Raw genomic sequence first — 22,010 nt, 5'->3', positions numbered from 1 at the left:
TCAGCAGCAACCGAGATCCCCGCCGCCATCCCCAACCCGACGGGCATGGAGCCGCAGAAGCGGCGCAAGGGCGGACTCAACGCCGAGCACGGCCGATGGGCCGTGTACCTCATCGGCCCGACGATCGTGCTCCTCGCCATCGTCATCGGCTACCCGGTGGTCAGCGCGATCATCCAGTCGTTCCAACTCGACCAGGGTCTCGACAAGGCGACCCAGCTCTTCGTCGAGGGCGGCTTCGCCGGCGTGACGAACTACGTGCACTGGCTCGGGCAGCAGTGCGGAAACGTCACCTGCCCACCCGGCAGCCTCGGCTCCCAGTTCTGGGTGTCGATGGGCAACACGTTCTTCTTCACGGTCGTCACCGTCGCCCTGGAGACGGTGATCGGCGTGTGGATGGCGATCATCATGAACCGCAACTTCAGGGGCCGCGCGCTCGTCCGTGCCGCGATCCTCGTGCCGTGGGCCATCCCGACCGCCGTCACCGCGAAGCTCTGGTACTTCATCTTCGACGCGAACGGCGTGCTCAACCACGTCATCGGGCAGCAGATCCTCTGGACGAGCGGCGAGTGGGCGTCCCGGTGGGCGGTCATCATCGCCGACACCTGGAAGACCACGCCGTTCATGGCGCTGCTCATCCTCGCGGGGCTGCAGCTCATCCCGGAAGAGGTCTACGAGGCCGGGAAGATGGACGGCGCCTCCACCGTCCAGCGCTTCGTGCTCATCACCCTGCCGCTCATCAAGCCGGCGCTCATGGTCGCCGTCCTGTTCCGCGTGCTCGACGCGCTGCGCATGTACGACCTGCCGGCGATCCTCACCGGCGGTGGCGGTGGTTCCGGCAACGCCACCACGACCCTGTCGATCCTCGTCGTCGAACAGATCCGGCAGGGCTTCAACTCCGCGTCGGCACTGTCGACCATCACCTTCCTGGTGATCTTCATCGTCGCGTTCGTCTTCGTGCGGTTCCTCGGCGCCAACGTGGTGCAGACGCAGGCCGCCCAGCAGAAGGGGGAGCTCAAGTGACCCTCGCAGCCGACCGTCCCCGGTCCAACGCCCGAGCCCGCGACATCGCCGTCGACCGCAGCGACGTTCGGGTCAAGCGCCACACCGGCCCGCGGATCCGCACCGCCGTGCAGGCCATCGTCATCGCCGTCTGGTGCCTCCTGCCGTTCTACTGGATGGTGGTGACCAGCTTCCGCGACGTCGGGTTCACGTTCGACGCCACACCGTGGCCGACGCACGTCACGCTCGACAACTACGCGACGGCGTTCTCGACGTCGCTCGGCAACCACCTCGGGCGGGCGCTCGCGAACAGCCTCCTCATCGGCGGCGTCGTGACGATCATCGCCCTGCTCGTCGGCACGAGCGCCGCGTACGCCCTGGCCCGTCTGGAGTTCAAGGGCAAGTCGCTCATCGCCGGTGCGATCCTCGCGGCGTCGATGTTCCCGGGCGTCGCGCTCATCTCCCCGCTGTTCCAGCTGTTCACGGACATCGGGTGGATGGGCTCCTACCAGGCGCTGATCCTGCCGAGCATCTCGTTCGTGCTGCCCCTGACCGTCTACACGCTCGCGAGCTTCTTCCGCGAGATGCCGTGGGACCTCGAGGAAGCGGCACGCATCGACGGGTGCACCCGCGTGCAGGCGTTCCGACGGATCATCCTGCCGTTGGCCGCCCCGGCCGTGTTCACGACGGCGATCCTGGCGTTCATCTCCAGCTGGAACGAGTACCTCATCTCATCCCAGCTCTCGAGCGACGCGACGCAGCCGGTGACCGTGGCGATCGCCTCGTTCGCCGGGTCCCAGCCGCACCAGGAGCCCTACACGGCGGTGATGGCCGCCGGCACGATCGTCACGATCCCGCTCGTGGTCCTCGTGCTCATCTTCCAACGACGCATCGTGGCCGGCCTCACCGCCGGTGGCGTGAAGGGGTGACGACCATGGCACAGCGCGGACCGACCCGGCCCACGGCGCGGATCGAGGAGGCCATCGGCTTCGTCGGCACGTTCGGCATCCTGTTCCTCGGGGCCACGGTGTTCTGCGAGCTCACCGGTCGCCCGGCGCTCGGCTGGGCGCTCACGCTGCTCGTCTGCGTGCTCGGCGTGGTGGTGCTCGACCGGTGGCGGGTGTCGGTGCTCCGCCGCACCCGTTCGACCGACGGTGTCGGCGCGCCGGCGCCGGTCGTCGCTCCGGTCGCGCGGCCGTCGGCGGCGCCGGTCGTCGCGGCCGGCTCCGGTCCGTCGGGGTGGCGGTCGGACCCGTCCCGCATCACCGTGCAGCCCGCGGCGGACGGTCGGGTGCACCGCCACGTCGGATGGGACGAACTCGCGCCCGCCGGTCGTCGGGCCGCTCGGACACGGCGCGTTGCCCCGATCCCCGGAGCAGCGCCCGGCACGGCGCTCCCCGGGGCGGGCAGTGCGCCGACGGTCGCGCGAGCGCAGACCGGCCCCGTCGCCGACGTGCGGCGGCCGTCGGACGGGTGACGGGCCTCCCGGGACCGTCCATGGGCATCCAGGAGATCGCGACCGTCACGGGCCTGTCGAAGTCGACGGTGTCCCGCGCACTGCGTGGGATGTCGACGGTCGCGGACACCACGATCGACGAGGTGCGACGGGTCGCCGACGAGCTCGGGTACGTGCCGAGCTCGGCGGCGGCCGGCCTCGCCACGGGGAGGCAGCGTGCGATCGGCGTCGTCGTCCCGGTGATCGACCGGTGGTTCTACGTCAAGGCGCTCGGCGGTGTCGACGCCGAACTGCGGCGGGCCGGGTACGACCTGGTGCTGTACAACCTCGGCGGACCCGGCGGCGACCGCGACCGGGCGTTCCGACGGTCGATGCTGCGGCACCGGGTCGACGGCCTCGTCCTGCTGTCGCTCGTGCTCGACGAGACCGAGCGCGCCGAGCTCGAACTCACGCGGCACCCCATGATCGTGATCGGCGGTCCGGCGCCGGGCCTCCGGAACGTCGGCGTGGACGACGTCGCCGTGGCCGGGATCGCCGTCGACCACCTGTGCGGACTCGGGCACCGGGACGTGGCCTACGTCGGCGGACAGGACGAGGCGGGGATGAACGTGGCGGTGCCGTGGCTGCGGCGGGACGGGTTCGTGGACGCACTCGCCGCGCGGGGGATCGCGGTGCGGGAGGACTGGATCCTCGACGGGCGGTTCTCCTTCGCGGGCGGCGTCGACGCGGGGGAGGCGTTGTTCGGCGGCCGTGACGGGCGCCGCGGTGTCGGGCGTGACGGTGCGTGGCCGACCGCGGTGTTCTGCGCGTCGGACGAGATGGCACTCGGGGTGGTGCTCGCTGCGCGTCGAGCGGGCCTCTCGGTGCCGGAGGACGTCTCGGTCATCGGCATCGACGGCCACGAGTACGGCGAGGTCGCCGGGCTGACCACCATCGCCCAGGACCCGGTTGCCCAGGGTCGGGTCGCGGCGCGGGCCGTGCTCGCCGAGGTCGACGGCGGGCTCGCGGGGCCGTTGCCGGCGTCCCCGGCGCACCTCGTGGTGCGGTCGACGACGGGGCCACCCCGGGCCGTCCGCGCGTAGGCGGTGGCATCGCCGCGCCGCGCCGTCGCTCCGCCACGCCGCCGCGTAGGGTCGCCCGCATGGAGGTCACCAAGCTCGAGCACGCCTGCCAGATCGTCACCGAGGGCAGCGCGCGCCTCGTCATCGACCCGGGCAACTTCACCCGGCCCGTCGACGTCACCGGGGTCGTCGCCGTCGTCGTCACCCACGAGCACCCCGATCACGTCACGCCCGAGCAGGTCCGGCGGATCCTCGACGCGAACCCCGGGGCGGTCGTGATCGGCCCCGCCGGTGTCGCCCGGGCGCTCGCCGGCGGCGCGAGCGACGTCGTGGTGGACGTCGTCACCGCCGGGGACCGACGCACCGTGGGGCCGTTCGACCTGTCGTTCCACGGCACACGCCACAACCTCATCCACTCGAGCGTCCCGATCGTCGACAACACCGGTGTCCTCGTGAACGGCAGGCTCTTCCACCCGGGCGACTCCTACACGGTCCCCGACGTCCCGGTCGAGGTCCTCGCCGCACCCGTCGGCGCCCCGTGGCTCAAGGTCTCCGAGATGATGGACTACGTCCTCGCGGTCGGGCCCCGCCTGGCCTACCCCGTGCACGAGGCAACGCTCTCCGACGTCGGCTACGGCATGCACACCGGTCGTCTCCGCGAGGCCGTGGAGCCCTCCGGCTCGCTCGTCGTCCTCCGTCCCGGGGAGTCGCTCACGATCTGACCGGAGCGGTCGTCCCGCCGCGGCATGACGGCGCACCCGGGCGACACGCCTCGTTTTGGCACGGCGCGGCGCTTGTGCAATACTTGTCGAGTTGTCGGAACGGCCCCATCGTACAGCGGCCTAGTACGTCGCCCTCTCACGGCGGTAACGCGGGTTCGAATCCCGCTGGGGTCACCACAGGTGGCTTGCCTCCGACTCCGACAACGACCATGACCCCCGCTTCCGGGCGGGGGATTCCCATGTGTGACGGCCCCATCGTACAGCGGCCTAGTACGTCGCCCTCTCACGGCGGTAACGCGGGTTCGAATCCCGCTGGGGTCACACCAGCACGAAAGCCCTCCGGCCCGCCGGGGGGCTTTCGTCGTCCCGGTCGGCTCTGCGAGGCTGACGGGGTGACCAGTGTCGTGCAACTCATCCGTTCCGGTGCCCTCAGCGACGTCGCGGAGTACGCGTACGCCGCGTCCGTGCCCGCTGGCAGCCGACTCGTCTTCCTCGCCGGCGCGTGCCCCCTCGACGCCGACGGCCGGACCGTGGCCGTGGGCGACGTCCGCGGTCAGGCGGCGCAGTGCGTCGAGAACCTCCGCACCGCGCTCGACGCCGCGGGGGCCGGGATCGCCGACCTCGCCCAGACCCGGGTCCTCGTCGCGTCGACGCGGCAGGCCGACCTCGTGGCCGCGTGGGAGGTCGTCCGCGAGGCCATGGGCGACCACGACGTGCCGAGCACCCTCGTCGGGGTGACCGTCCTCGGGTACGACGACCAGCTCGTGGAGATCGAGGGCATCGCGGCCGTCGCGGACTGACGCGGTACGCTGATCCGGTCGTCAGACCCGGCAGTGGGGCCTGCCGGACCCAACCGCGGCCAGCCGCCAACGGTCCCTATCCCGAGAACACCGCACGCGCGGAGACGATCCGGCGTGCTCGGCGATAGGAGCACCGTGCACGAACGTCCACCCCACCTCCGCTGGTCGATGCTCGGCGTCGTCGCACTCGGCGGTGCGATCGGCACCGGTGTCCGAGCGCTCCTCGCCGAGGTCTTCCCGGCGCACGACGGCATCAGCTGGGCGATCTTCGCGATCAACGTCGTCGGCGCGTTCTGCCTCGGCCTCCTGCTCGAGGCGCTCGCGCACCGCGGCCCGGACGTCGGGCGTCGTCGGGGCCTGCGGTTGTTCGTCGGCACCGGGATCCTCGGCGGCTTCACGACCTACAGCACGCTCGCCGACGACACCGCGCAGCTGCTCGACGTCGGTCGCTGGGGCGCCGGCAGCGGGTACGCCCTGCTCACGGTGGTGGCGGGGCTGCTCGCCGTCGTGGCCGGCATCGGGCTCGCCACGGTGCTCCGGTCCGGAGGCGCCCGGTGAACGCCCTCGAACTGCTCCTCGTCGCGGTCGGCGGGGGAGTCGGCGCGGCGCTGCGCTTCCTCCTCGACGGTGTCGTGAAGGCCCGGGTGTCCGGCTTCCCGCTCGGCACGGTCGTCATCAACGTGTCCGGATCGCTCGTCCTCGGGGTCCTGACGGGCCTCGGGCAGGCGGGCACGATCCCGCTCCCGGTCGTCGCGGTGCTCGGAACGGGCATGATGGGTGGGTACACGACGTTCTCGACGGCGAGCGTCGAGACCGTACAGCTCCTCCGATCCGGCAAGCCCCGGCTCGCCGTCCTGAACGGCCTCGGGATGCTCGTCGTCTCGGTCGGCGCAGCCGCGCTCGGCCTGCTCATCGGAAGGAACACATGACCTCGGAACGCCCCGGCGAACTCGTCCTCGTCCGTCACGGAGAGACGGAGTGGTCGAAGAGCGGGCAGCACACCGGCCGCACCGACATCCCGCTCACCGAGAACGGCATCGAGCAGGCGAAGCGCGCCGGCCGGTACCTGGCGGACCGCACGTTCGCGCTGGCACTGTCCAGCCCGTTGCAGCGTGCCCGTGACACGGCGGCGCTCGTCGGTGTCGACGCGGAGCTCGACGAGGACCTCTACGAGTGGGACTACGGCGCGTACGAGGGGCTCACCACGCCGCAGATCAAGGTCCTCCGGCACGGCCCGTGGGACCTCTGGACCGACGGCGTGCCCGCCGGTGACACCCCGGGCGAGAACGCCGCCGAGGTCCGGGTCCGCGTCGAGCGCATCCTCAACCGTGCCCGACCGGTCCTCGCCGAGGGGCAGGACGCGATCGTCGTCGCCCACGGGCACGTCCTCCGCGCGCTCGGCGCCGCGTGGATCCGCCTCGCACCGCAGGACGGCGCCGTGCTGAAGCTCGGCACCGCCTCGGTGAGCGTGCTCGGGTACGAGCACGGCCGTCCCGTCATCGACGCCTGGAACATCCAGCCCCGCGACTGACGCGTCCGCGCACGCAGCCGCAGCGGGTCTGCGGCGCCCTGCTGCGGACGGGAGGCGCGGTGTCGGCCCGACCCGCGCCTCCCGTCCGCGCAGCCCGCGTCAGACGGTGCGGATCGCGCCCGTCGCGCCCAGCGCGCGACCGCGCCGCCGCTCGATCCCACGCCCCACGAACAGCAGCGCGACGCTGACGAGCGCGCCCAGGGTGGTCTGCGCGACGCGGTCGAGCGCGAGGAGCTCCGGCGCCTCGGGCAGGCTCAGCCACGACACGGCGAGCGCGAGCGGCGTGAGGAAGAGCAGGCACACGGCGTAGCGCTGCGCGACGAAGATCTCCGCGAAGAACTGCCCGACGACGGCGATCAGGACGATCCACCACGCCGAGGGCTCCAGCAGCAGGATGCCCACCGCGATCACGGTGCCGCCGATCGTGCCGATGAACCGCTGGAACGCCCGGAACACCGTGTGCCGCTGGCGCAGTGCGGGCAGCGTCGACACCACGGCGATGACCGCCCAGTAGGGGTGCCCGAGCCCGGGGATCGTCTCGGCGACGGCCCCGGCGACGAGCGCTCCGACCACGTTGAGGGCCACGGTCTCCCACAGCGCGGGCGTCCGGAGCACCGCGAGCGAACGGTGCTTGCGCTCCGCCAGCGGCCGGAACCGGTGCGGGGCGTGCGGGTGCAGCACGAGGCGCAGGACGGAGCCGGACATCGCGACGAGCCAGGCCCAGACGACCGAGCACACGATGATCGTGGCGATGACCGGGACGTCGGCCGGCCGGACCGGCACGAGCGACGAGACGAGGAACGCGAACACCGGGAAGATCGGCTGCGCCGGGATCGAGCGGAGGGCGCTCAGCGTGCAGACGGCGAAGACGAGCACGAGGACGAGCCCGACCGCCTGCATCCAGAGCTGCGACCCGGCCAGGGCGACACCCACGCCGGCGGCCATGCACACCGCCTGCATCGCGCCGGCGACACCGGTCGTCACCGCACGTTGCCGGTAGGGCTCGGTCGCGCCGAAGATCGCCGTGAACCCGGCGAACATGGCGAAGGCGGCGTACCCGGGCATCCCGAGGGCGATGAGCAGCGCGAGCGGGGCGCCACCGGCGACCGCGGCGCGGATCGCGCCCTCGATGTTGATGGTCCGGGTCGAGTGCGCAGGTGTCGTCATGTCGCGACCATCTTCCCACCGCGACGGGTGTCGCGGAGTCGAGCCGCGCCTCCAGGCCGCCGGACCGGCGCGGGAGCACGTTGGTATACCAACCTGCTAGACTCGCCGGACCGAGCCGCGACAGCGGCGCATCGACGACAACGAGGAAGGGTCGGGCCGATGGGAAAGACGCTCGCCGAGAAGGTGTGGGACGACCACGTCGTGGTCAAGGGCGAGGACGGCAACCCCGACCTCCTCTACATCGACCTCCACCTCGTGCACGAGGTCACGAGTCCGCAGGCGTTCGACGGCCTGCGCCAGGCCGGCCGCCCGGTGCGCCGCCTGGACCTGACGATCGCGACCGAGGACCACAACACCCCGACCCTCGCGATCGACCGTCCGATCGCGGACCCGACCAGCCGGACCCAGATCGAGACGCTCCGTCGCAACTGCGAGGAGTTCGGCGTCCGCCTGCACTCCCTGGGCGACAAGGAGCAGGGCATCGTCCACGTGGTCGGTCCCCAGCTCGGCCTGACCATGCCCGGCATCACGGTGGTCTGCGGCGACTCGCACACCAGCACGCACGGGGCGTTCGGTGCGATGGCGTTCGGCATCGGGACGTCCGAGGTCGAGCACGTCCTCGCGACCCAGACCCTGCCGCTCAAGCCCTTCAAGACCATGGCGATCACGGTCGAGGGCACGCTGCGTCCGGGCGTGACGGCGAAGGACATCATCCTCGCCGTCATCGCGAAGATCGGCACCGGCGGCGGGCAGGGCTACGTGCTCGAGTACCGCGGCTCGGCGATCCGTGCGCTCTCGATGGAGGGCCGCATGACGATCTGCAACATGTCGATCGAGGCCGGTGCCCGCGCCGGCATGGTGGCCCCCGACCAGACCACCTACGACTACGTGCAGGGCCGCGACCACGCCCCGACCGGCCAGGACTGGGACGACGCCGTCGCCTACTGGGACACCCTGTCGACCGACGACGACGCGGTGTTCGACGCCGAGGTCTTCATCGACGCCGACGAGCTCGAGCCCTTCGTCACCTGGGGCACGAACCCCGGCCAGGGCGTCTCGCTCTCCGAGAGCGTGCCGTCGCCCGCGGACTTCGACGACCCGAACGACCAGGCCGCCGCGCAGCGTGCGCTGGAGTACATGGACATCGCGGCCGGCACCCCGATGAAGGACATCGCCGTCGACGCGGTCTTCATGGGGTCGTGCACGAACTCGCGCATCGAGGACCTCCGGGCCTTCGCGTCGATCATCCAGGGCCGCAAGAAGGCCGACGGGGTCCGGGTCATGGTCGTGCCGGGGTCCGCACGGGTCCGGCTCGAGGCCGAGGCCGAGGGGCTGGACAAGGTCATCACGGAGTTCGGGGCCGAGTGGCGGTTCGCCGGCTGCTCGATGTGCCTGGGCATGAACCCCGACCAGCTCGCGCCGGGGGAGCGCTGCGCGAGCACGTCGAACCGCAACTTCGAGGGGCGTCAGGGCAAGGGCGGGCGCACCCACCTGGTGTCCCCGCTCGTGGCCGCGGCGACCGCCGTGCGCGGCACGCTCTCCAGCCCGTGGGACCTGGAGACGTCCGAGTCGAACGCCGTCCTGGAAGGGGCACACTGATGGACAAGATCTCGACCGTCACCGGAATCGCCGCACCGCTCAAGCGGTCCAACGTCGACACCGACCAGATCATCCCCGCGGTCTACCTCAAGCGGGTCACGAAGACCGGCTTCGAGGACGCCCTGTTCTCCGGCTGGCGCCAGGACCCCGACTTCGTGCTGAACCAGCCCGAGTACCAGGGCGCGAAGGTCCTGGTGGCAGGCCCGGACTTCGGCACCGGCTCGTCGCGTGAGCACGCCGTCTGGGCACTGCGTGACTTCGGCTTCGCGGTCGTCATCTCGCCTCGCTTCGCCGACATCTTCAAGGGCAACGCGGGCAAGCAGGGACTGGTCACCGCGATCGTGACCGAATCGGAAGTCGAGCGGCTCTGGGCCGAGATCGAGCGGAACCCGGGGGTGTCGGCGACCGTGGACCTGGTGGCGCAGCGCGTGTCGCTCGGGGATGTGGACGTCCCCTTCGAGATCGACGCTTACACTCGTTGGCGGTTGATGGAAGGGCTCGACGACATCGGGCTCACCCTCCGTGACGAGACCTCGATCACGGAGTTCGAATCCCGCCGCTCCCGTTGGCGGCCGAAGACATTGCCGGTGAAGTAGTGAACTCTCTCGTACAGGACGCAGCGGCCGCAGGGGCGCGCGTGGGCCTCAAGTCGGACGAGATCGTCATCCGCGGGGGCAAGCCGCTCGTGGGACGCATCGAGGTCCGCGGGGCGAAGAACCTCGCGACCAAGGCCATGGTGGCGTCGCTGCTCGGTGACACCCCGTCGATCCTCAAGGACGTCCCGGACATCTCCGACGTCAAGGTCGTCCGCGGGCTGCTCGAGGTGCACGGCGTGCGCATCACCGATCCTGCACGAGGCGAGCTCATCCTCGACCCGTCGAACGTCGAGTCGGCGCACTTCGCCGAGATCGACGCCCACGCCGGTTCGAGCCGCATCCCGATCCTGTTCTGCGGTCCGCTGCTGCACAAGCTCGGCGAGGCGTTCATCCCCGACCTCGGTGGCTGCCGCATCGGCGACCGCCCGATCGACTTCCACCTCGACGCCCTCCGTGCCATGGGCGCGGTCGTCGACAAGCAGGTCAACGGCATCCACCTCACCGCCCCGGACGGCCTCAAGGGCGCGTACATCGAGCTGCCGTACCCGAGTGTCGGCGCAACCGAGCAGGTCCTGCTGTCCGCGACCCTCGCCGAGGGCGTCACGGAGCTCCGGAACGCCGCGATCGAGCCCGAGATCATGGACCTCATCGCGATCCTGCAGAAGATGGGCGCGATCGTCTCGGTCGAGCCGAACCGCGTCATCTTCATCGAGGGCGTGCAGTCGCTCCGCGGCTACACGCACCGTGCGATCAACGACCGCAACGAGGCCGCCAGCTGGGCCTCCGCCGCGCTCGCGACCAACGGCGACATCTTCGTCGAGGGTGCGAAGCAGCAGGAACTCATGACGTTCCTCAACGTCTTCCGCAAGGTCGGCGGCGGGTTCGACATCCAAGAGGACGGCATCCGCTTCTACCGCGAGCTCGAGGTCCTCAAGCCGGTCGTCATCGAGACCGACGTGCACCCCGGGTTCATGACGGACTGGCAGCAGCCGCTCGTCGTGGCCCTGACCCAGGCCGCCGGGCAGAGCATCGTGCACGAGACCGTGTACGAGAACCGCTTCGGCTTCACCGACGCCCTGAACGAGATGGGCGCGGACATCGTCGTCCACAAGGAGGGCCTGCCCGGGCACGACCGTCGCGTCGCCCGCCGTCCCTTCGAGCAGGCCGCGGTCATCACCGGCCCGACGACGCTCCACGCCGCCAACGTCCGCGTCCCGGACCTCCGCGGCGGCTTCAGCCACCTCATCGCGGCACTCACCGCCGAGGGCGAGTCCCACATCACGAACGTCGGCATCATCAGCCGCGGCTACGAGCACTTCATCCCGAAGCTGCGCAAGCTCGGCGCCGACTTCGACTTCGCGGGCTAGCGCGGTGACTGCTGCTCCGGCACCTCGCGGTGACGGTGAGGGCCAGGAGGCGCGGCGCGCCTCCGCCTCGCAGGTCACCACCGGCATGCCCGTCCCTGGGCGCCGGTGGCGCCGCGGCGAGCTGAACACGGCCTTCCGGATCCTCGCGACCGTGGTCATCCCGACCTTCCGCTTCTCCGCGCGCTACCACTGGCACGGACCGAACCGGTTGCCGGCCGAGGGCGCGTTCGTGCTCGCACCGAACCACTTCACCAACATCGACCCGCTCGTCGTCGGCACGGCGGTCTGGCTGTCCCGTCGGGCACCGCGGTTCCTCGCGAAGGCGTCCCTGTTCAAGGTCCCGGTCTTCGGCAAGATCATGTCCGGCATGGGCCAGATCCCCGTCGAGCGTTCCGGCCGTACCCGGCTGAGCGACCCGCTCGGTGGCGGCCGGTCCCTGATCGAGCAGGGCGGCGCCATCATCGTCTACCCCGAGGGCACGCTCACCCGTGACCCCGACCTGTGGCCGATGCGCGGCAAGACCGGCGCGGTGCGGATCGCGCTCGAGAACGACGTGCCGCTCATCCCGATGGCCCACTGGGGCACGCAGAACATCATGGCGCGGTACGGCAAGAAGCTCCGGCTCATCCCGCCGTCGCGTGTGGACGTCATCGTCGGCGACCCCGTCGACCTGTCGGCGTACCGCGGCAAGCCGATCGACCAGCAGGTGCTCGTCGAGGCGACCGAGCTGCTCATGCGGCACATCACCGCGCTGCTCGAGGAGCTCCGCGGGCAGCAGGCACCCCCGACCCGCTGGGACCCGGCGGCGAACAACCAGAAGGAGACCGGCCGGTTTGAGTGAGCAGCGACCGGGCCTCCGCCCGCACGATGACCACCCGGACCCCGCGGTCGCAGCCCCCGGAGCGGTGGACACCGCCGCGATCCGCGTGGTCATGCAGTCGACCGACAAGCCGCGCGTCGCCGTCATCGGTGCCGGCAGCTGGGGGACCACGTTCGCCAAGGTCCTCGCCGAGGGCGGTGCCGACACGGTCGTGTGGGCACGTCGCCCCGAGGTCGCGCGCGAGATCACCGAGACCAAGCGCAACTCGGAGTACCTGCCCGGCATCAACCTCCCGCGCACCCTGACCGCCTCGACGTCGCTGTCCGCCGTGCTCGACGGTGCCCAGCAGGTGTACGTGTCGGTGCCGTCGCAGACCCTGCGGTCGAACCTCGACGCGATCGCGCCGCTGCTCGCGCCGGGGGTGCCCGTGGTGAGCCTGATGAAGGGCGTCGAGAAGGCGACCGGTCTGCGGATGAGCGAGGTCCTGCTCCAGGGCCTCGGCATCGACCAGGACCGCATCGCCGTCGCGAGCGGCCCGAACCTGGCGCTCGAGATCGCCCGTCGGCAGCCCACCGCGGCCGTCGTGTCCTCGTCGTCGGCCGAGACCGCCAGCGCGGTGGCCGCCGTCGCCACGAACCCGTACTTCCGGTCGTTCATCAACACCGACGTCATCGGCACCGAGTTCGGCGGCGTGCTGAAGAACCTCATCGCCGTGGCGATCGGCATCGTCGACGGCGTCGGCTACGGCGAGAACACGAAGGCGTCGATCATCACGCGCGGGCTCGCCGAGATGACCGACTTCGCGGTGTCGCTCGGCGCGCAGCCCTCGACGCTGTCCGGGCTCGCCGGTCTCGGCGACCTCATCGCGACGTGCCAGTCACCGCTCTCGCGGAACAACACCGCGGGGCGGCTGCTCGGCCAGGGGTACCGGTTCGACGAGGTCGTGCGCCAGATGAACCAGACCGCCGAGGGGCTCGCCTCGGTCGCGCCGATCCTCGAGCTCGCCGCGGCGAACGGCGTCGACATGCCGATCGTGGGGCAGGTCGCCGAGGTGCTCGCCGGTAGGCTCGATCCGCGCAACATCGCGCCGCACCTCACCGAGACCGACGAACCCCAGGGCGAGTGACCGGTCCGACCCCGACCAGCAAGAGGACTGCCATGCCCACGATCGCACCCGTGCCACCGACGACCGTCGCCGTGCTGTTCGGCGGCCGTTCGAGCGAGCACGAGATCAGCTGCGTGACCGCCGGCGGGATCATGGACGTCGTCGACCGTGCCGAGTACGACCTCGTGCCGATCGGCATCACGAAGGACGGGGCGTTCACGCTCCAGCCCGACGACCCGGCGCAGTGGGCGCTCCGTGACGGCACGCTCCCGACCGTGCCCGACAACGGCACCCGCGTGGCGTTCCCGACGTCGCCGGCGACGAACGAGCTCGTGGTCTCGCACCCGGACGGCTCCGTCACGACGATCGCGGTCGACATCGTCTTCCCGATCCTGCACGGCCCGTTCGGCGAGGACGGCACCGTCCAGGGGCTCCTCGAGATCGCCGGTCTGCCGTACGTCGGCGACGGGGTGCTCGCGAGCGCCCTGGCCATGGACAAGCACGTCGCCAAGGCGGTCCTCGAGCACGCCGGGCTCCGGGTCGCGCCGTGGACGACCGTGCTCCGTCGCGAGTGGTCGGCCGACCCGGTCGACGTCGCCGAGGCGATCGCCGCGCACGGGTGGCCGCTCTTCGTGAAGCCGGCACGTGCGGGCTCCAGCATGGGGGTGTCCCGCGTGGACGGCCCCGACGAGCTCGGTGCCGCGATGGACCTGGCGTTCGAGCACGACTCCAAGGTCATCGTCGAGCCGCGGGTGATCGGGCGCGAGGTCGAGGTCGCGGTGCTCGAGGGTCGTGACGGCGTCCCGCGCACGAGCCTGCCGGGCGAGATCGTCGTCGCCGAGGACGGCTTCTACGACTTCGCGTCGAAGTACCTCGGCGGTGACGAGTCGCTGCTCTGCCCGGCCCCGCTCACCGAGGCGCAGACGGACGAGATCCGGTCGATCGGCGCCCGGGCGTTCGAGGCGATCGGCGGCTCCGGGCTCGCCCGCGTCGACTGCTTCCTGACCGACGACGGCTTCGTGGTGAACGAGGTCAACACGATGCCGGGGTTCACGCCGCTGTCGATGTACCCGCGTTGCTGGGCGGCGTCGGGCGTGTCCTACGGCGAGCTCGTCCGCGAGCTCATCGAGCTGGGGCGCGCCGCCGTCCGCTGATCCGGGCCTACTGGTCGACGTCGGACGGGTCCAGGCACTGGTGCCCGTCCTTCGGGAGCGTCGACACCGCGTCGGTGACGTCCTGCACGACCTGGTTCGTGGTCTTCGTCGCGTCGATGACGAGTTGGACCGCCGGCGACCGCCCGAAGGTCGTGTAGACGATCTGCCCGCCACGGTCGTCCCGGATCCAGTCGACGTCACCGAGCGAGAAGCACGGCAGGTCGGAGACCGTCGGGACGGCCACGCCGCAGTGGTACAGGGCCACCTCGGGGTCGCCCCACGCCGCCGTCGACTGGGCGTTCGTGTTCCGCAGGTCGAACTTCGAGTCGACCGCTGCCGGCAGCCGGACCTGCACCGCTGCGCACGCGGCGGCGTCGGCGGAGGGCGCCGGGGACATCGCGACGGCGTTCGTGCAGCCGGTCAGACCGGCCGCGATGGCGATCACGACGCCCACGATCGCGGTCTTCCGGGTGGGGCGGCGCACGGTGTCCATCGACGTCCAGGCTACCGTTCTCGTGTGGACGCGACGTACGACGCCTGGGCCGGACCGACCGTGGGGGAGCTCGGCGAACTCGTCGTCCTCGACCGCATCGTGCGCCGGTTGCCCGCCGGAGCGCCGCTGCTCGGCCCCGGCGACGACTGCGCGGTCGTGGCGGCACCGGACGGCCGGTTCGTGGTGACCACGGACATGATGGTGCACGGGCCGGACTTCCGCTGGGCCTGGTCCGCACCCGAGGACGTCGGGTGGAAGGCCGCGGCGACGAACCTGTCCGACGTCGCCGCGATGGGTGCGGTGCCGACCGGTCTCGTGATCGCCCTGGCGGCGCCGCAGGACACCCCCGTGGCGGTGCTCGAGTCCTTCGCGGACGGGGTGCGCCTGGCGGTCGACGCCCTGGCGCCCGGCTGCGGTGTCGTCGGCGGGGACCTCTCCACGTCGTCGGCGTTCACGGTGTCGGTGACGGCGTTCGGCGACCTCGAGGGCCGTGCCCCCGTCGTCCGCTCGGGCGCCCGCCCCGGGGACGTCCTCGCCGTCTCGGGGGAGCTCGGACCGGCGGCGCGCGGGTTGACGCGGCTCTTCCGCGAGGGTGTGGACGCCGACGGCGAACCCTCCCGCGAGGCGGTCGTGGCGAGCGGCGCGGACACGGACCCCGACGTCGGACGACAGCGGCGCCCGGTCCCGCCGATCGCGGACGGGCCACGCGCGGCGTCCGCGGGGGCGACGGCGATGCTCGACCTCTCCGACGGGCTGGCGATCGACGCCGGACGGCTCGCCCGGGCCAGCGGGGTGACACTGGCGCTCGACGAGGCCTCCGGCACCGGGCCCGTCATCGACGAGGTGGCGCTGCACGGCGGCGAGGACCACGGGCTGCTCGCCGCGTTCCCGCCCGGTGTCCCGCTGCCCGGGGGGTTCCGTCGGATCGGCGTCGTGCTCGACCGGGGCGACGCGGACCTCGTGCGCGGGGAAGTGCCCGTGCCGACGACCGGGTGGGACCCCTACGCCGACTGGGACGGCGCGGCCGGCTGACCGGTTCGCGGACGCGGGCGCGGCGTCAGCGGGCGCGGGCGCGCCGTCAGGCGGCGGCGACCACGGCCTCCCACGCGACGGTCTCGCCGTAGCTCCGCTTGCTGAACGGCTCGAGCCCCGCGGGCCACGTCGGCTGCGGGGAGCGCTTGCTCCGCTCCACGACCACCACCGCGGCCGCCGTGAGCCGGGGCACGAGCGTCTCGAGCACCTCGGCCAGCTCGTGCTCGGTGACGTCGTACGGCGGGTCGATGAACACCAGGTCGAACGTCCGGACGGTGCCGCGCAGGTACCCGAGCACCGGCTGCGGCTGCACGTCGATCCGCACGCCGGGAACCCGCTGCTGCACGGCCTTCGCGTTCGCCCGGCAGGCCTGCGCCGCCGCCGACGCCCGGTCGACGAGCACGACCTCGACCGCACCGCGGGACGCCGCCTCGAGCCCGAGGGCACCCGTGCCGGCGTACAGGTCGGCGACGGAGGTGTCGTCGACGAGCCCGCGAGCCTCGAGCGACGAGAACAGCGCCTCGCGCACCCGGTCGCTCGTCGGCCGTGTGCCGGACTTCGGCACCCGGAGCGTCGTGGAGCCGGCGGCGCCGGCGATGATGCGGGTCATGCAGCCACCGTAGCGGGCCGCCGGGCGCTCCAGGCGTTCTCCACAGGCGGTCCAGGAGGCGCGGATCGCGTCGGTGCCGCCGGGTACCGTTGACGTGTGGTCACGACCGGAACGACAACCGAGCCGGCGGTGCCGGACCTCGGCCCCGCACCGCTCGACGCGCGGTTGTCGAACGTCCTGGGCGGACGGACGGCGAGCGCGATCGAGAAGGCGTTCGGGTACCGCACGGTCGGCGAGTTCCTCGAGCACGCGCCCCGGCGCTACGCCGAACGCGGTGCCCTGACCGCGCTCGACTCCCTCGCGATCGGCGAGTCGGTGACGATCGTGGCCGAGGTCGTCGACGTCCGCGAACGGACGATGCGTGCGCGCCGCGGCTCGATCCTCGAAGCCAAGATCGGCGACGGCAAGGGGCTGCTCACCCTGACGTTCTTCAACCAGGGCTGGCGGACGAAGGACCTCGTGCCCGGTGCCCGCGGCATCTTCTCCGGCAAGGTCGGCGACTACCGCGGCGCACGGCAGCTCGCCCACCCCGACTACGAGCTGTTCGACCGCGACGACCCCCGGGCGACGGCGGACCCCGAGTCCGAGGAAGCCATCCGCTTCTCCCGCCAGCCGATCCCGATCTACCCGGCGACGTCGACGCTGACCTCGTGGCAGATCGCCAAGTCGATGGCGATCGTGCTCGACACGCTGCCCGACGTCCCGGACCCGATCCCCGCCCGGGTGCGGACCCGACTCGACCTCGTGCCGTTCCGCAAGGCCCTCGAACTCCTGCACCGCCCCGAGAAGGTCGCGGACTTCAAGCGCGCGCAGGACGCCCTCCGCTACCGCGAGGCGTTCGTGCTCCAGACCGCCCTCGTGCAGCGCCGGATCGCCGCGCGCGCCACCGCCGCCACGCCGCGCTCCGCCTCGTCCGGCGGGATCCTCGAACGCTTCGACGCCACGCTGCCGTTCACGCTCACGGACGACCAGCGGTCGGTCGGCGCCGAGATCGCGCACGACCTGGCGGCGGACTGGCCGATGCACCGCCTCGTGCAGGGCGAGGTCGGCTCCGGCAAGACCCTCGTGGCGATCCGGGCGATGCTCACCGTGGCCGAGTCCGGCGGGCAGTCGGCGCTCATCGCCCCGACCGAGGTCCTCGCGGCGCAGCACCTCCGGTCGATCGTGAAGTTCCTCGGCCCCGACCTCGCGGCCGAGCTCCGGCCGGTGATCCTCACGGGGTCGCAGTCGACGGACGAACGGCGGCGGGCCCTGCTCGCGGCGGCGTCCGGCAGCTCGCGGCTCGTGGTCGGCACGCACGCGCTCCTCGGCGACCGGGTCGACTTCGCCGAGCTCGGCCTCGTCGTGGTGGACGAGCAGCACCGCTTCGGGGTCGAACAGCGCGAGGCCCTCCGCACGAAGGGGGCCACACCGCCGCACGTGCTCGTCCTCACCGCGACGCCCATCCCGCGCACGGTGGCGATGACGGTGTTCGGCGATCTCGACGTCTCGACGATCACCGGGCTGCCCTCCGGCCGCGCCGGCGTCGAGACCTTCACGGTCCCGCTCGCCGAGCACCCGGGCTGGGAGTCCCGCATCTGGACCCGCATGGCCGAGGAACTCGCCGACGGCCGACAGGCCTTCGTGGTGTGCCCGGCGATCGACGACGCCCACACGGAAGACGACGGCGAGCCCGACCCGGCGAACGACGACGCCCCGAAGCGCGCCCCGGCCACCGTGCTCGCCACGGCGGAACGCATGCGGACGATGCCGGTCCTCGCCGACCGCCGGATCGAGGTCCTGCACGGCCGCATGACGGCGGACGAGAAGGACCGGGTGATGACCTCCTTCGCGGCCGGAACGGTCGACGTGCTCGTGGCCACGACCGTGATCGAGGTCGGCGTCGACGTGCCGAACGCCTCGATGATGGCCGTGCTCGACGCCGACCGGTTCGGCGTCTCGCAGCTCCACCAGCTCCGCGGGCGCATCGGCCGCGGCCAGTACGCCGGCGTGTGCCTGCTCGTGACCGCGGCCGAGGCCGAGACGACCTCGCGGGAACGGGTCGACGCGGTGTCGGCGTCCGACGACGGGTTCGAGCTCGCGCGGGTCGACCTCGAGCTCCGGCGCGAGGGCGACGTGCTCGGCGAACGGCAGTCGGGCGGGGGGTCGTCGCTCAACCTCCTGCGCGTCGTGGAGCACGCCGACCTCATCGTCGACGCGCGCGAGGAAGCCGAGCGCGTGCTGGAGCCCGATCCGCAGCTCGACGGGCACCCCGCGCTCCGCGAAGCCCTGGCCCGGCGGCTCGACGAGTCCGACGCCGCGTTCCTCGGCAAGAACTGAACGCCGGTATCGTCGCTGGCATGGCGCAGATCGCGGTGGTCCCCGGTTCCTTCGATCCCGTGACCCTCGGGCACCTCGACGTGATCGGGCGTGCGGCGGGGCTCTTCAACGAGGTGCACGTGCTCGTCGTGCACAACCCCGACAAGCGGCCCGCGATGTTCGACGCGGTCGACCGTGTCCGCCTCATCGAGGAGTCGCTCGTCGAGACGGGCGTGTCCGACAACGTCCGGGTCGGGGAGTGGACCTCGGGGTTGCTCGTCGACTACTGCCGGCAGGTCGGTGCGAAGGTCCTCGTCAAGGGCGTCCGATCCGGCGAGGACGTCGCGTACGAGACCCCGATGGCGATCATGAACCGCCACCTCGCCGACGTCGAGACGGTGTTCCTGCTGCCGGAGGCCGCCCGCGCCCACGTGTCGAGCTCGCTCATCCGTCAGGTGGCGTCCCTCGGCGGCGACGTGACCCCGTACGTGCCGCAGGTGGTCGCGGCGGCCCTCCACGAGCACACCGGACGCTGAGCGCCGGACGCACGGAACCGGACACGCCCGCCCCCGCCTCGACTCGCAGGCCCGAGCGATGTAGGCTTGTCGATCGTGTCTTCCCACGTGAACAGCCCCTACGCCCTGCGCGTGCGCGACCTCGCGCACCGGCCGGGCGAGATGCGCGAGCACTCGCTCGACATCGCGGTGCCGGATGCGATGGGAGCGGGTGTCATCTCCGTCCGCGAAGGCGCCGAGATGCACATCGACCTCCGGCTCGAGGGCCTGCACGAGGGCGTCCTCGTCTCCGGGCACGCCAGCGCCGAGGCCGAGGGCGAGTGCTCCCGGTGCCTCATCGACATCAGCGAGCCCGTCGAGGTCGATTTCGCCGAGCTGTTCGCGTATGATGCCTCGGAGGATTTCGACTTCTTCGTTCACGATGACCACGTGGATTGTGAACAGGTCGTTCGAGATGCGGTGGTGCTGGCGCTGCCGTTCCAGCCGGTCTGCCGACCGGACTGCCCAGGCCTCGACCCGGTGACGGGCGAGCGACTGGCCGACATCGGCGAGCAGCGTGCTCACGAGGTCCTGGACCCGCGGTGGGCTGCGCTGAGCGGCATCACCCTCGACGACGCGACGAGCGGCGGCGAGGACACCGACGCAGCCAGCACGACCACGCCCCAGACCACCGAGGGTCAGGAGCGGTCCGACGCCGACCAGGCCGACTGACCGCCGCCCCTCGCCACTGACCACCGACCAACCGAAAGAGAACCACCATGGCCGTTCCCAAGCGCAAGCAGTCCCGTGCCAACACGCACGCCCGTCGTTCGCAGTGGAAGGCCGCGCCGGTCCAGCTCGTGAAGACGATCGAGAACGGCAAGGTCACCTACAGCCTCCCGCACCGCGCGAAGGTCGTCGAGGACTCCGCCGGCACGCCCCTGTACATGGAGTACAAGGGCCGCAAGGTCGCCGACGTCTGATCGGACCACACGCATGACAGCGACGTCCGGCGCCACGGGGTCCCGCCCCGTGGGGCCGGACGTCGTTCGTCTGCAGGGGATCCTCGGGGCCGACATCGACCTCGAGCTCCTGCAGCTCGCCCTGACCCACCGCTCGTACGCGTACGAGCACGGTGGCATCGGGCACAACGAACGCCTCGAGTTCCTCGGGGACTCGATCCTCGGCCAGGCCGTGACCGTGAAGCTCTACCGGTCCTTCCCCGACCTCGACGAAGGCGACCTCGCCAAGCGGCGCGCGAGCCTGGTGTCCACGGTCGCCCTCGCCGAGATCGCCCGCATGATCGGGCTCGGACAGTACCTCCGGCTCGGCAAGGGTGAAGAGCAGACCGGTGGCCGCGACAAGTCGTCGATCCTCGCCGACACGGTCGAGGCCGTGATCGGCGCGACCTACCTCTCCGCCGGCCCCGACCCGGCGACCGAGCTGGTGCTCCGGCTGGTCGAACCGCTCCTCATCGACCCGGACCGCTTCGGCGCCGCGATGGACCCGAAGACGAGCCTGCAGGAACTCGCGTCGAGCCTGTCGCTCGGCAACCCGTCGTACCGCGTGACCGAGGCCGGTCCCGACCACGACAAGACCTTCCACGCCACGGTCGTGCTCCAGGGCGAGGACGTCTCCACCGGCACCGGGTCGAGCAAGAAGACCGCCGAGATGGCAGCGGCGCTCCAGGCGTGGACGCAGCTCTCCGGCCGGGCGGCCTGACCGCGTGCCCGAACTGCCCGAGGTCGAGGTCGTCCGCGCCGGCCTCGAACCCGCCGTCAGTGGCGCGCGGGTCCTGCACGTGGACGTCGTCGACGACCGGGCACTGACCCGGCACGACGGTCCGGCCGAGGACTTCGCCGACCGCCTGACCGGTCGCACCATCGCCGCCGCGGTCCGTCGTGGCAAGTTCCTCTGGATGCCCCTGCAGCCGGAGCACGAGGGCGACCGACCCGAGGCCCTCGTGGCCCACCTCGGCATGAGCGGTCAGATCCTGCTCGGCCGTGGGCGCGAGGCGGCGAAGCACCGACGGATCCTCCTCGACGTCCAGCCCACCGGCACCGACCGCGACGGCTCCCCGGAGCCCCCGGTCGAGCTCGAGTTCGTCGACCAGCGCACGTTCGGCTCGATGGCGATCGACGAGATGGTCCCGACGATCGACGGGGCGCCGGCCGGTTCCGCCGGACACGTCGACGAGGTCGATCCCGACGCCGTGTGGCGCCGGAGCATCCCGAAGCAGGTGTCGCACATCGCCCGCGACCCGCTCGACCCCGCGTTCGACGACGACCGCTTCATCGCCGCCGCCCGGAAGCGCTCGAGCGGCATCAAGCGCGTCCTGCTCGACCAGGGCGTCGTGAGCGGCATCGGGAACATCTACGCCGACGAGTCTCTCTGGGCCGCCAGGCTGCACTACGACCGCCCGGCCGAGCGGCTGACCCGCGCCGACCTGCACGGCCTCCTGGCCGAGGTGCGGCACGTCCTCGGCCGTGCGCTGGAGGACGGCGGCACGAGCTTCGACGCGCAGTACGTCAACGTGAACGGGCAGTCCGGGTACTTCTCGCAGCGGTTGCACGTGTACGGGCAGCAGGGGAAGCCGTGCCCCCGGTGCGGCACCACGATCGTGCGTGAGGCCTTCATGAACCGATCGAGCCACATCTGCCCCGTGTGCCAACCACGCCCACGCCGTCGCACGCGTTAGCCTGACGC

The 22,010-nt window shown here is 71.8% G+C and carries 25 protein-coding genes and 2 tRNA genes; 24 read left to right on the top strand and 3 right to left on the bottom strand.

All coding sequences use genetic code 11. The features are described 5' to 3' along the window. Positions 1-45 precede the first annotated feature (45 nt). From WFH25_RS02410 to WFH25_RS02360, 11 genes are all read left to right on the top strand, one after another. On the top strand, positions 46-1,020 hold the full coding sequence (locus WFH25_RS02410) for a carbohydrate ABC transporter permease (RefSeq protein ID WP_336696707.1): 975 nt from the start codon (positions 46-48) through the stop codon (positions 1,018-1,020). A 95-nt stretch (positions 1,021-1,115) separates the two neighbouring features. Next, the gene (locus WFH25_RS02405; RefSeq protein ID WP_374475467.1) at positions 1,116-1,928 is read left to right on the top strand and encodes a carbohydrate ABC transporter permease; all 813 of its coding nucleotides are present in this window, start codon (positions 1,116-1,118) and stop codon (positions 1,926-1,928) included. Between the two features lie 5 nt (positions 1,929-1,933). Further along, positions 1,934-2,476 carry a hypothetical protein gene (locus WFH25_RS02400; RefSeq protein WP_336696690.1) on the top strand — a complete coding sequence of 181 codons (543 nt, stop codon included), beginning with the start codon at positions 1,934-1,936 and terminating at the stop codon, positions 2,474-2,476. A gap of 20 nt (positions 2,477-2,496) precedes the next feature. Continuing rightward, positions 2,497-3,537 carry a LacI family DNA-binding transcriptional regulator gene (locus tag WFH25_RS02395; protein ID WP_261646389.1) on the top strand — a complete coding sequence of 347 codons (1,041 nt, stop codon included), beginning with the start codon at positions 2,497-2,499 and terminating at the stop codon, positions 3,535-3,537. Positions 3,538-3,596: 59 nt separating this feature from the next. Further along, entirely contained in the window at positions 3,597-4,238 is a 642-nt protein-coding gene (locus WFH25_RS02390) for an MBL fold metallo-hydrolase (protein ID WP_336696689.1), read from the top strand. A gap of 101 nt (positions 4,239-4,339) precedes the next feature. Then, a tRNA-Glu gene (locus tag WFH25_RS02385) sits at positions 4,340-4,415 on the top strand. Positions 4,416-4,486: 71 nt separating this feature from the next. After that, positions 4,487-4,559 (top strand) — tRNA-Glu (locus tag WFH25_RS02380). A 71-nt stretch (positions 4,560-4,630) separates the two neighbouring features. Beyond that, positions 4,631-5,038 carry a RidA family protein gene (locus tag WFH25_RS02375; RefSeq protein WP_229086634.1) on the top strand — a complete coding sequence of 136 codons (408 nt, stop codon included), beginning with the start codon at positions 4,631-4,633 and terminating at the stop codon, positions 5,036-5,038. A gap of 168 nt (positions 5,039-5,206) precedes the next feature. Then, complete coding sequence (locus tag WFH25_RS02370; RefSeq protein ID WP_070416431.1) at positions 5,207-5,596, top strand: fluoride efflux transporter FluC; 390 nt, start codon at positions 5,207-5,209, stop codon at positions 5,594-5,596. After that, complete coding sequence (crcB, locus tag WFH25_RS02365) at positions 5,593-5,967, top strand: fluoride efflux transporter CrcB (RefSeq protein WP_071296136.1); 375 nt, start codon at positions 5,593-5,595, stop codon at positions 5,965-5,967. Before WFH25_RS02370 ends, crcB begins: the two co-directional genes overlap by 4 nt. Continuing rightward, positions 5,964-6,569, top strand: coding sequence for a histidine phosphatase family protein (locus WFH25_RS02360; RefSeq protein ID WP_070416429.1), 606 nt, complete (start codon positions 5,964-5,966; stop codon positions 6,567-6,569). Before crcB ends, WFH25_RS02360 begins: the two co-directional genes overlap by 4 nt. 99 nt (positions 6,570-6,668) lie before the next feature. Here the strand turns inward: WFH25_RS02360 and WFH25_RS02355 are convergent, their stop codons facing one another. Continuing rightward, the gene (locus WFH25_RS02355) at positions 6,669-7,736 is read right to left on the bottom strand and encodes an FUSC family protein (RefSeq protein ID WP_336696687.1); all 1,068 of its coding nucleotides are present in this window, start codon (positions 7,734-7,736) and stop codon (positions 6,669-6,671) included. Positions 7,737-7,895: 159 nt separating this feature from the next. On the opposite strand from WFH25_RS02355, the gene leuC reads away from it, so the two are divergent. The 6 genes from leuC to WFH25_RS02325 all read left to right on the top strand — a co-directional run bounded on the left by leuC (position 7,896) and on the right by WFH25_RS02325 (position 14,377). Continuing rightward, positions 7,896-9,335 (top strand): 3-isopropylmalate dehydratase large subunit, encoded by a 1,440-nt coding sequence (gene leuC, locus WFH25_RS02350; RefSeq protein WP_071302179.1) that lies wholly within the window; start codon positions 7,896-7,898, stop codon positions 9,333-9,335. Next, positions 9,335-9,931 (top strand): 3-isopropylmalate dehydratase small subunit, encoded by a 597-nt coding sequence (leuD, locus tag WFH25_RS02345; protein WP_071296139.1) that lies wholly within the window; start codon positions 9,335-9,337, stop codon positions 9,929-9,931. Before leuC ends, leuD begins: the two co-directional genes overlap by 1 nt. Next, positions 9,931-11,298 carry a UDP-N-acetylglucosamine 1-carboxyvinyltransferase gene (gene murA / locus WFH25_RS02340; protein WP_071296140.1) on the top strand — a complete coding sequence of 456 codons (1,368 nt, stop codon included), beginning with the start codon at positions 9,931-9,933 and terminating at the stop codon, positions 11,296-11,298. The genes leuD and murA overlap by 1 nt, the downstream gene beginning before the upstream one ends. A gap of 85 nt (positions 11,299-11,383) precedes the next feature. Continuing rightward, on the top strand, positions 11,384-12,139 hold the full coding sequence (locus tag WFH25_RS02335; RefSeq protein ID WP_071296141.1) for a lysophospholipid acyltransferase family protein: 756 nt from the start codon (positions 11,384-11,386) through the stop codon (positions 12,137-12,139). Positions 12,140-12,230: 91 nt separating this feature from the next. Further along, a complete protein-coding gene (locus WFH25_RS02330; protein WP_070419107.1) occupies positions 12,231-13,244 on the top strand; it encodes an NAD(P)H-dependent glycerol-3-phosphate dehydrogenase in 1,014 nt (337 codons plus the stop codon). Between the two features lie 32 nt (positions 13,245-13,276). Further along, entirely contained in the window at positions 13,277-14,377 is a 1,101-nt protein-coding gene (locus tag WFH25_RS02325; RefSeq protein WP_071302178.1) for a D-alanine--D-alanine ligase family protein, read from the top strand. 7 nt (positions 14,378-14,384) lie between these two features. Here the strand turns inward: WFH25_RS02325 and WFH25_RS02320 are convergent, their stop codons facing one another. Further along, positions 14,385-14,870 (bottom strand): DUF3515 family protein, encoded by a 486-nt coding sequence (locus WFH25_RS02320; RefSeq protein WP_336696686.1) that lies wholly within the window; start codon positions 14,868-14,870, stop codon positions 14,385-14,387. Positions 14,871-14,894: 24 nt separating this feature from the next. Between WFH25_RS02320 and thiL the strand changes: the two genes are divergently transcribed. Next, positions 14,895-15,902 carry a thiamine-phosphate kinase gene (gene thiL / locus WFH25_RS02315; protein ID WP_336696685.1) on the top strand — a complete coding sequence of 336 codons (1,008 nt, stop codon included), beginning with the start codon at positions 14,895-14,897 and terminating at the stop codon, positions 15,900-15,902. 46 nt (positions 15,903-15,948) lie between these two features. Here the strand turns inward: thiL and WFH25_RS02310 are convergent, their stop codons facing one another. Then, complete coding sequence (locus WFH25_RS02310; protein ID WP_336696684.1) at positions 15,949-16,512, bottom strand: RsmD family RNA methyltransferase; 564 nt, start codon at positions 16,510-16,512, stop codon at positions 15,949-15,951. 129 nt (positions 16,513-16,641) lie between these two features. Here WFH25_RS02310 and WFH25_RS02305 point away from each other — a divergent pair, with 129 nt between their 5' ends. The 6 genes from WFH25_RS02305 to mutM all read left to right on the top strand — a co-directional run bounded on the left by WFH25_RS02305 (position 16,642) and on the right by mutM (position 22,002). Next, a complete protein-coding gene (locus tag WFH25_RS02305) occupies positions 16,642-18,831 on the top strand; it encodes an ATP-dependent DNA helicase RecG (protein ID WP_336696706.1) in 2,190 nt (729 codons plus the stop codon). A 20-nt stretch (positions 18,832-18,851) separates the two neighbouring features. Then, positions 18,852-19,346 carry a pantetheine-phosphate adenylyltransferase gene (gene coaD, locus WFH25_RS02300; RefSeq protein WP_336696683.1) on the top strand — a complete coding sequence of 165 codons (495 nt, stop codon included), beginning with the start codon at positions 18,852-18,854 and terminating at the stop codon, positions 19,344-19,346. Positions 19,347-19,433: 87 nt separating this feature from the next. Then, complete coding sequence (locus WFH25_RS02295) at positions 19,434-20,036, top strand: YceD family protein (protein ID WP_070416418.1); 603 nt, start codon at positions 19,434-19,436, stop codon at positions 20,034-20,036. Positions 20,037-20,083: 47 nt separating this feature from the next. Continuing rightward, a complete protein-coding gene (gene rpmF / locus WFH25_RS02290) occupies positions 20,084-20,287 on the top strand; it encodes a 50S ribosomal protein L32 (RefSeq protein WP_022905230.1) in 204 nt (67 codons plus the stop codon). 13 nt (positions 20,288-20,300) lie between these two features. Continuing rightward, positions 20,301-21,026: a ribonuclease III gene (rnc, locus tag WFH25_RS02285; protein WP_309888899.1), complete on the top strand. Its 726-nt coding sequence runs from the start codon at positions 20,301-20,303 to the stop codon at positions 21,024-21,026. 4 nt (positions 21,027-21,030) lie between these two features. Continuing rightward, on the top strand, positions 21,031-22,002 hold the full coding sequence (gene mutM / locus WFH25_RS02280) for a bifunctional DNA-formamidopyrimidine glycosylase/DNA-(apurinic or apyrimidinic site) lyase (RefSeq protein WP_336696682.1): 972 nt from the start codon (positions 21,031-21,033) through the stop codon (positions 22,000-22,002). The last annotated feature ends 8 nt before the right edge of the window (positions 22,003-22,010 follow it).

This window comes from Curtobacterium sp. USHLN213, assembly GCF_037144815.1.
GTDB lineage: Bacteria > Actinomycetota > Actinomycetes > Actinomycetales > Microbacteriaceae > Curtobacterium.
Note: the sequence above shows the minus strand (reverse complement) of the source record. Positions and strands in the feature narration are given on the sequence as shown.

Bases quoted from the DNA above. Each gene is read 5' to 3' on its own strand.
- WFH25_RS02410 (WP_336696707.1), top strand. From the start codon at position 46: ATGGAGCCGCAGAAGCGGCGCAAGGGCGGACTCAACGCCGAGCACGGC.
- WFH25_RS02400 (WP_336696690.1), top strand. From the start codon at position 1,934: ATGGCACAGCGCGGACCGACCCGGCCCACGGCGCGGATCGAGGAGGCC.
- WFH25_RS02395 (WP_261646389.1), top strand. From the start codon at position 2,497: ATGGGCATCCAGGAGATCGCGACCGTCACGGGCCTGTCGAAGTCGACG.
- WFH25_RS02390 (WP_336696689.1), top strand. From the start codon at position 3,597: ATGGAGGTCACCAAGCTCGAGCACGCCTGCCAGATCGTCACCGAGGGC.
- WFH25_RS02370 (WP_070416431.1), top strand. From the start codon at position 5,207: ATGCTCGGCGTCGTCGCACTCGGCGGTGCGATCGGCACCGGTGTCCGA.
- WFH25_RS02360 (WP_070416429.1), top strand. From the start codon at position 5,964: ATGACCTCGGAACGCCCCGGCGAACTCGTCCTCGTCCGTCACGGAGAG.
- WFH25_RS02355 (WP_336696687.1), bottom strand. From the start codon at position 7,736: ATGACGACACCTGCGCACTCGACCCGGACCATCAACATCGAGGGCGCG.
- leuC (WP_071302179.1), top strand. From the start codon at position 7,896: ATGGGAAAGACGCTCGCCGAGAAGGTGTGGGACGACCACGTCGTGGTC.
- leuD (WP_071296139.1), top strand. From the start codon at position 9,335: ATGGACAAGATCTCGACCGTCACCGGAATCGCCGCACCGCTCAAGCGG.
- WFH25_RS02335 (WP_071296141.1), top strand. From the start codon at position 11,384: ATGCCCGTCCCTGGGCGCCGGTGGCGCCGCGGCGAGCTGAACACGGCC.
- WFH25_RS02330 (WP_070419107.1), top strand. From the start codon at position 12,231: ATGCAGTCGACCGACAAGCCGCGCGTCGCCGTCATCGGTGCCGGCAGC.
- WFH25_RS02325 (WP_071302178.1), top strand. From the start codon at position 13,277: ATGCCCACGATCGCACCCGTGCCACCGACGACCGTCGCCGTGCTGTTC.
- WFH25_RS02320 (WP_336696686.1), bottom strand. From the start codon at position 14,870: ATGGACACCGTGCGCCGCCCCACCCGGAAGACCGCGATCGTGGGCGTC.
- WFH25_RS02310 (WP_336696684.1), bottom strand. From the start codon at position 16,512: ATGACCCGCATCATCGCCGGCGCCGCCGGCTCCACGACGCTCCGGGTG.
- coaD (WP_336696683.1), top strand. From the start codon at position 18,852: ATGGCGCAGATCGCGGTGGTCCCCGGTTCCTTCGATCCCGTGACCCTC.
- rpmF (WP_022905230.1), top strand. From the start codon at position 20,084: ATGGCCGTTCCCAAGCGCAAGCAGTCCCGTGCCAACACGCACGCCCGT.
- rnc (WP_309888899.1), top strand. From the start codon at position 20,301: ATGACAGCGACGTCCGGCGCCACGGGGTCCCGCCCCGTGGGGCCGGAC.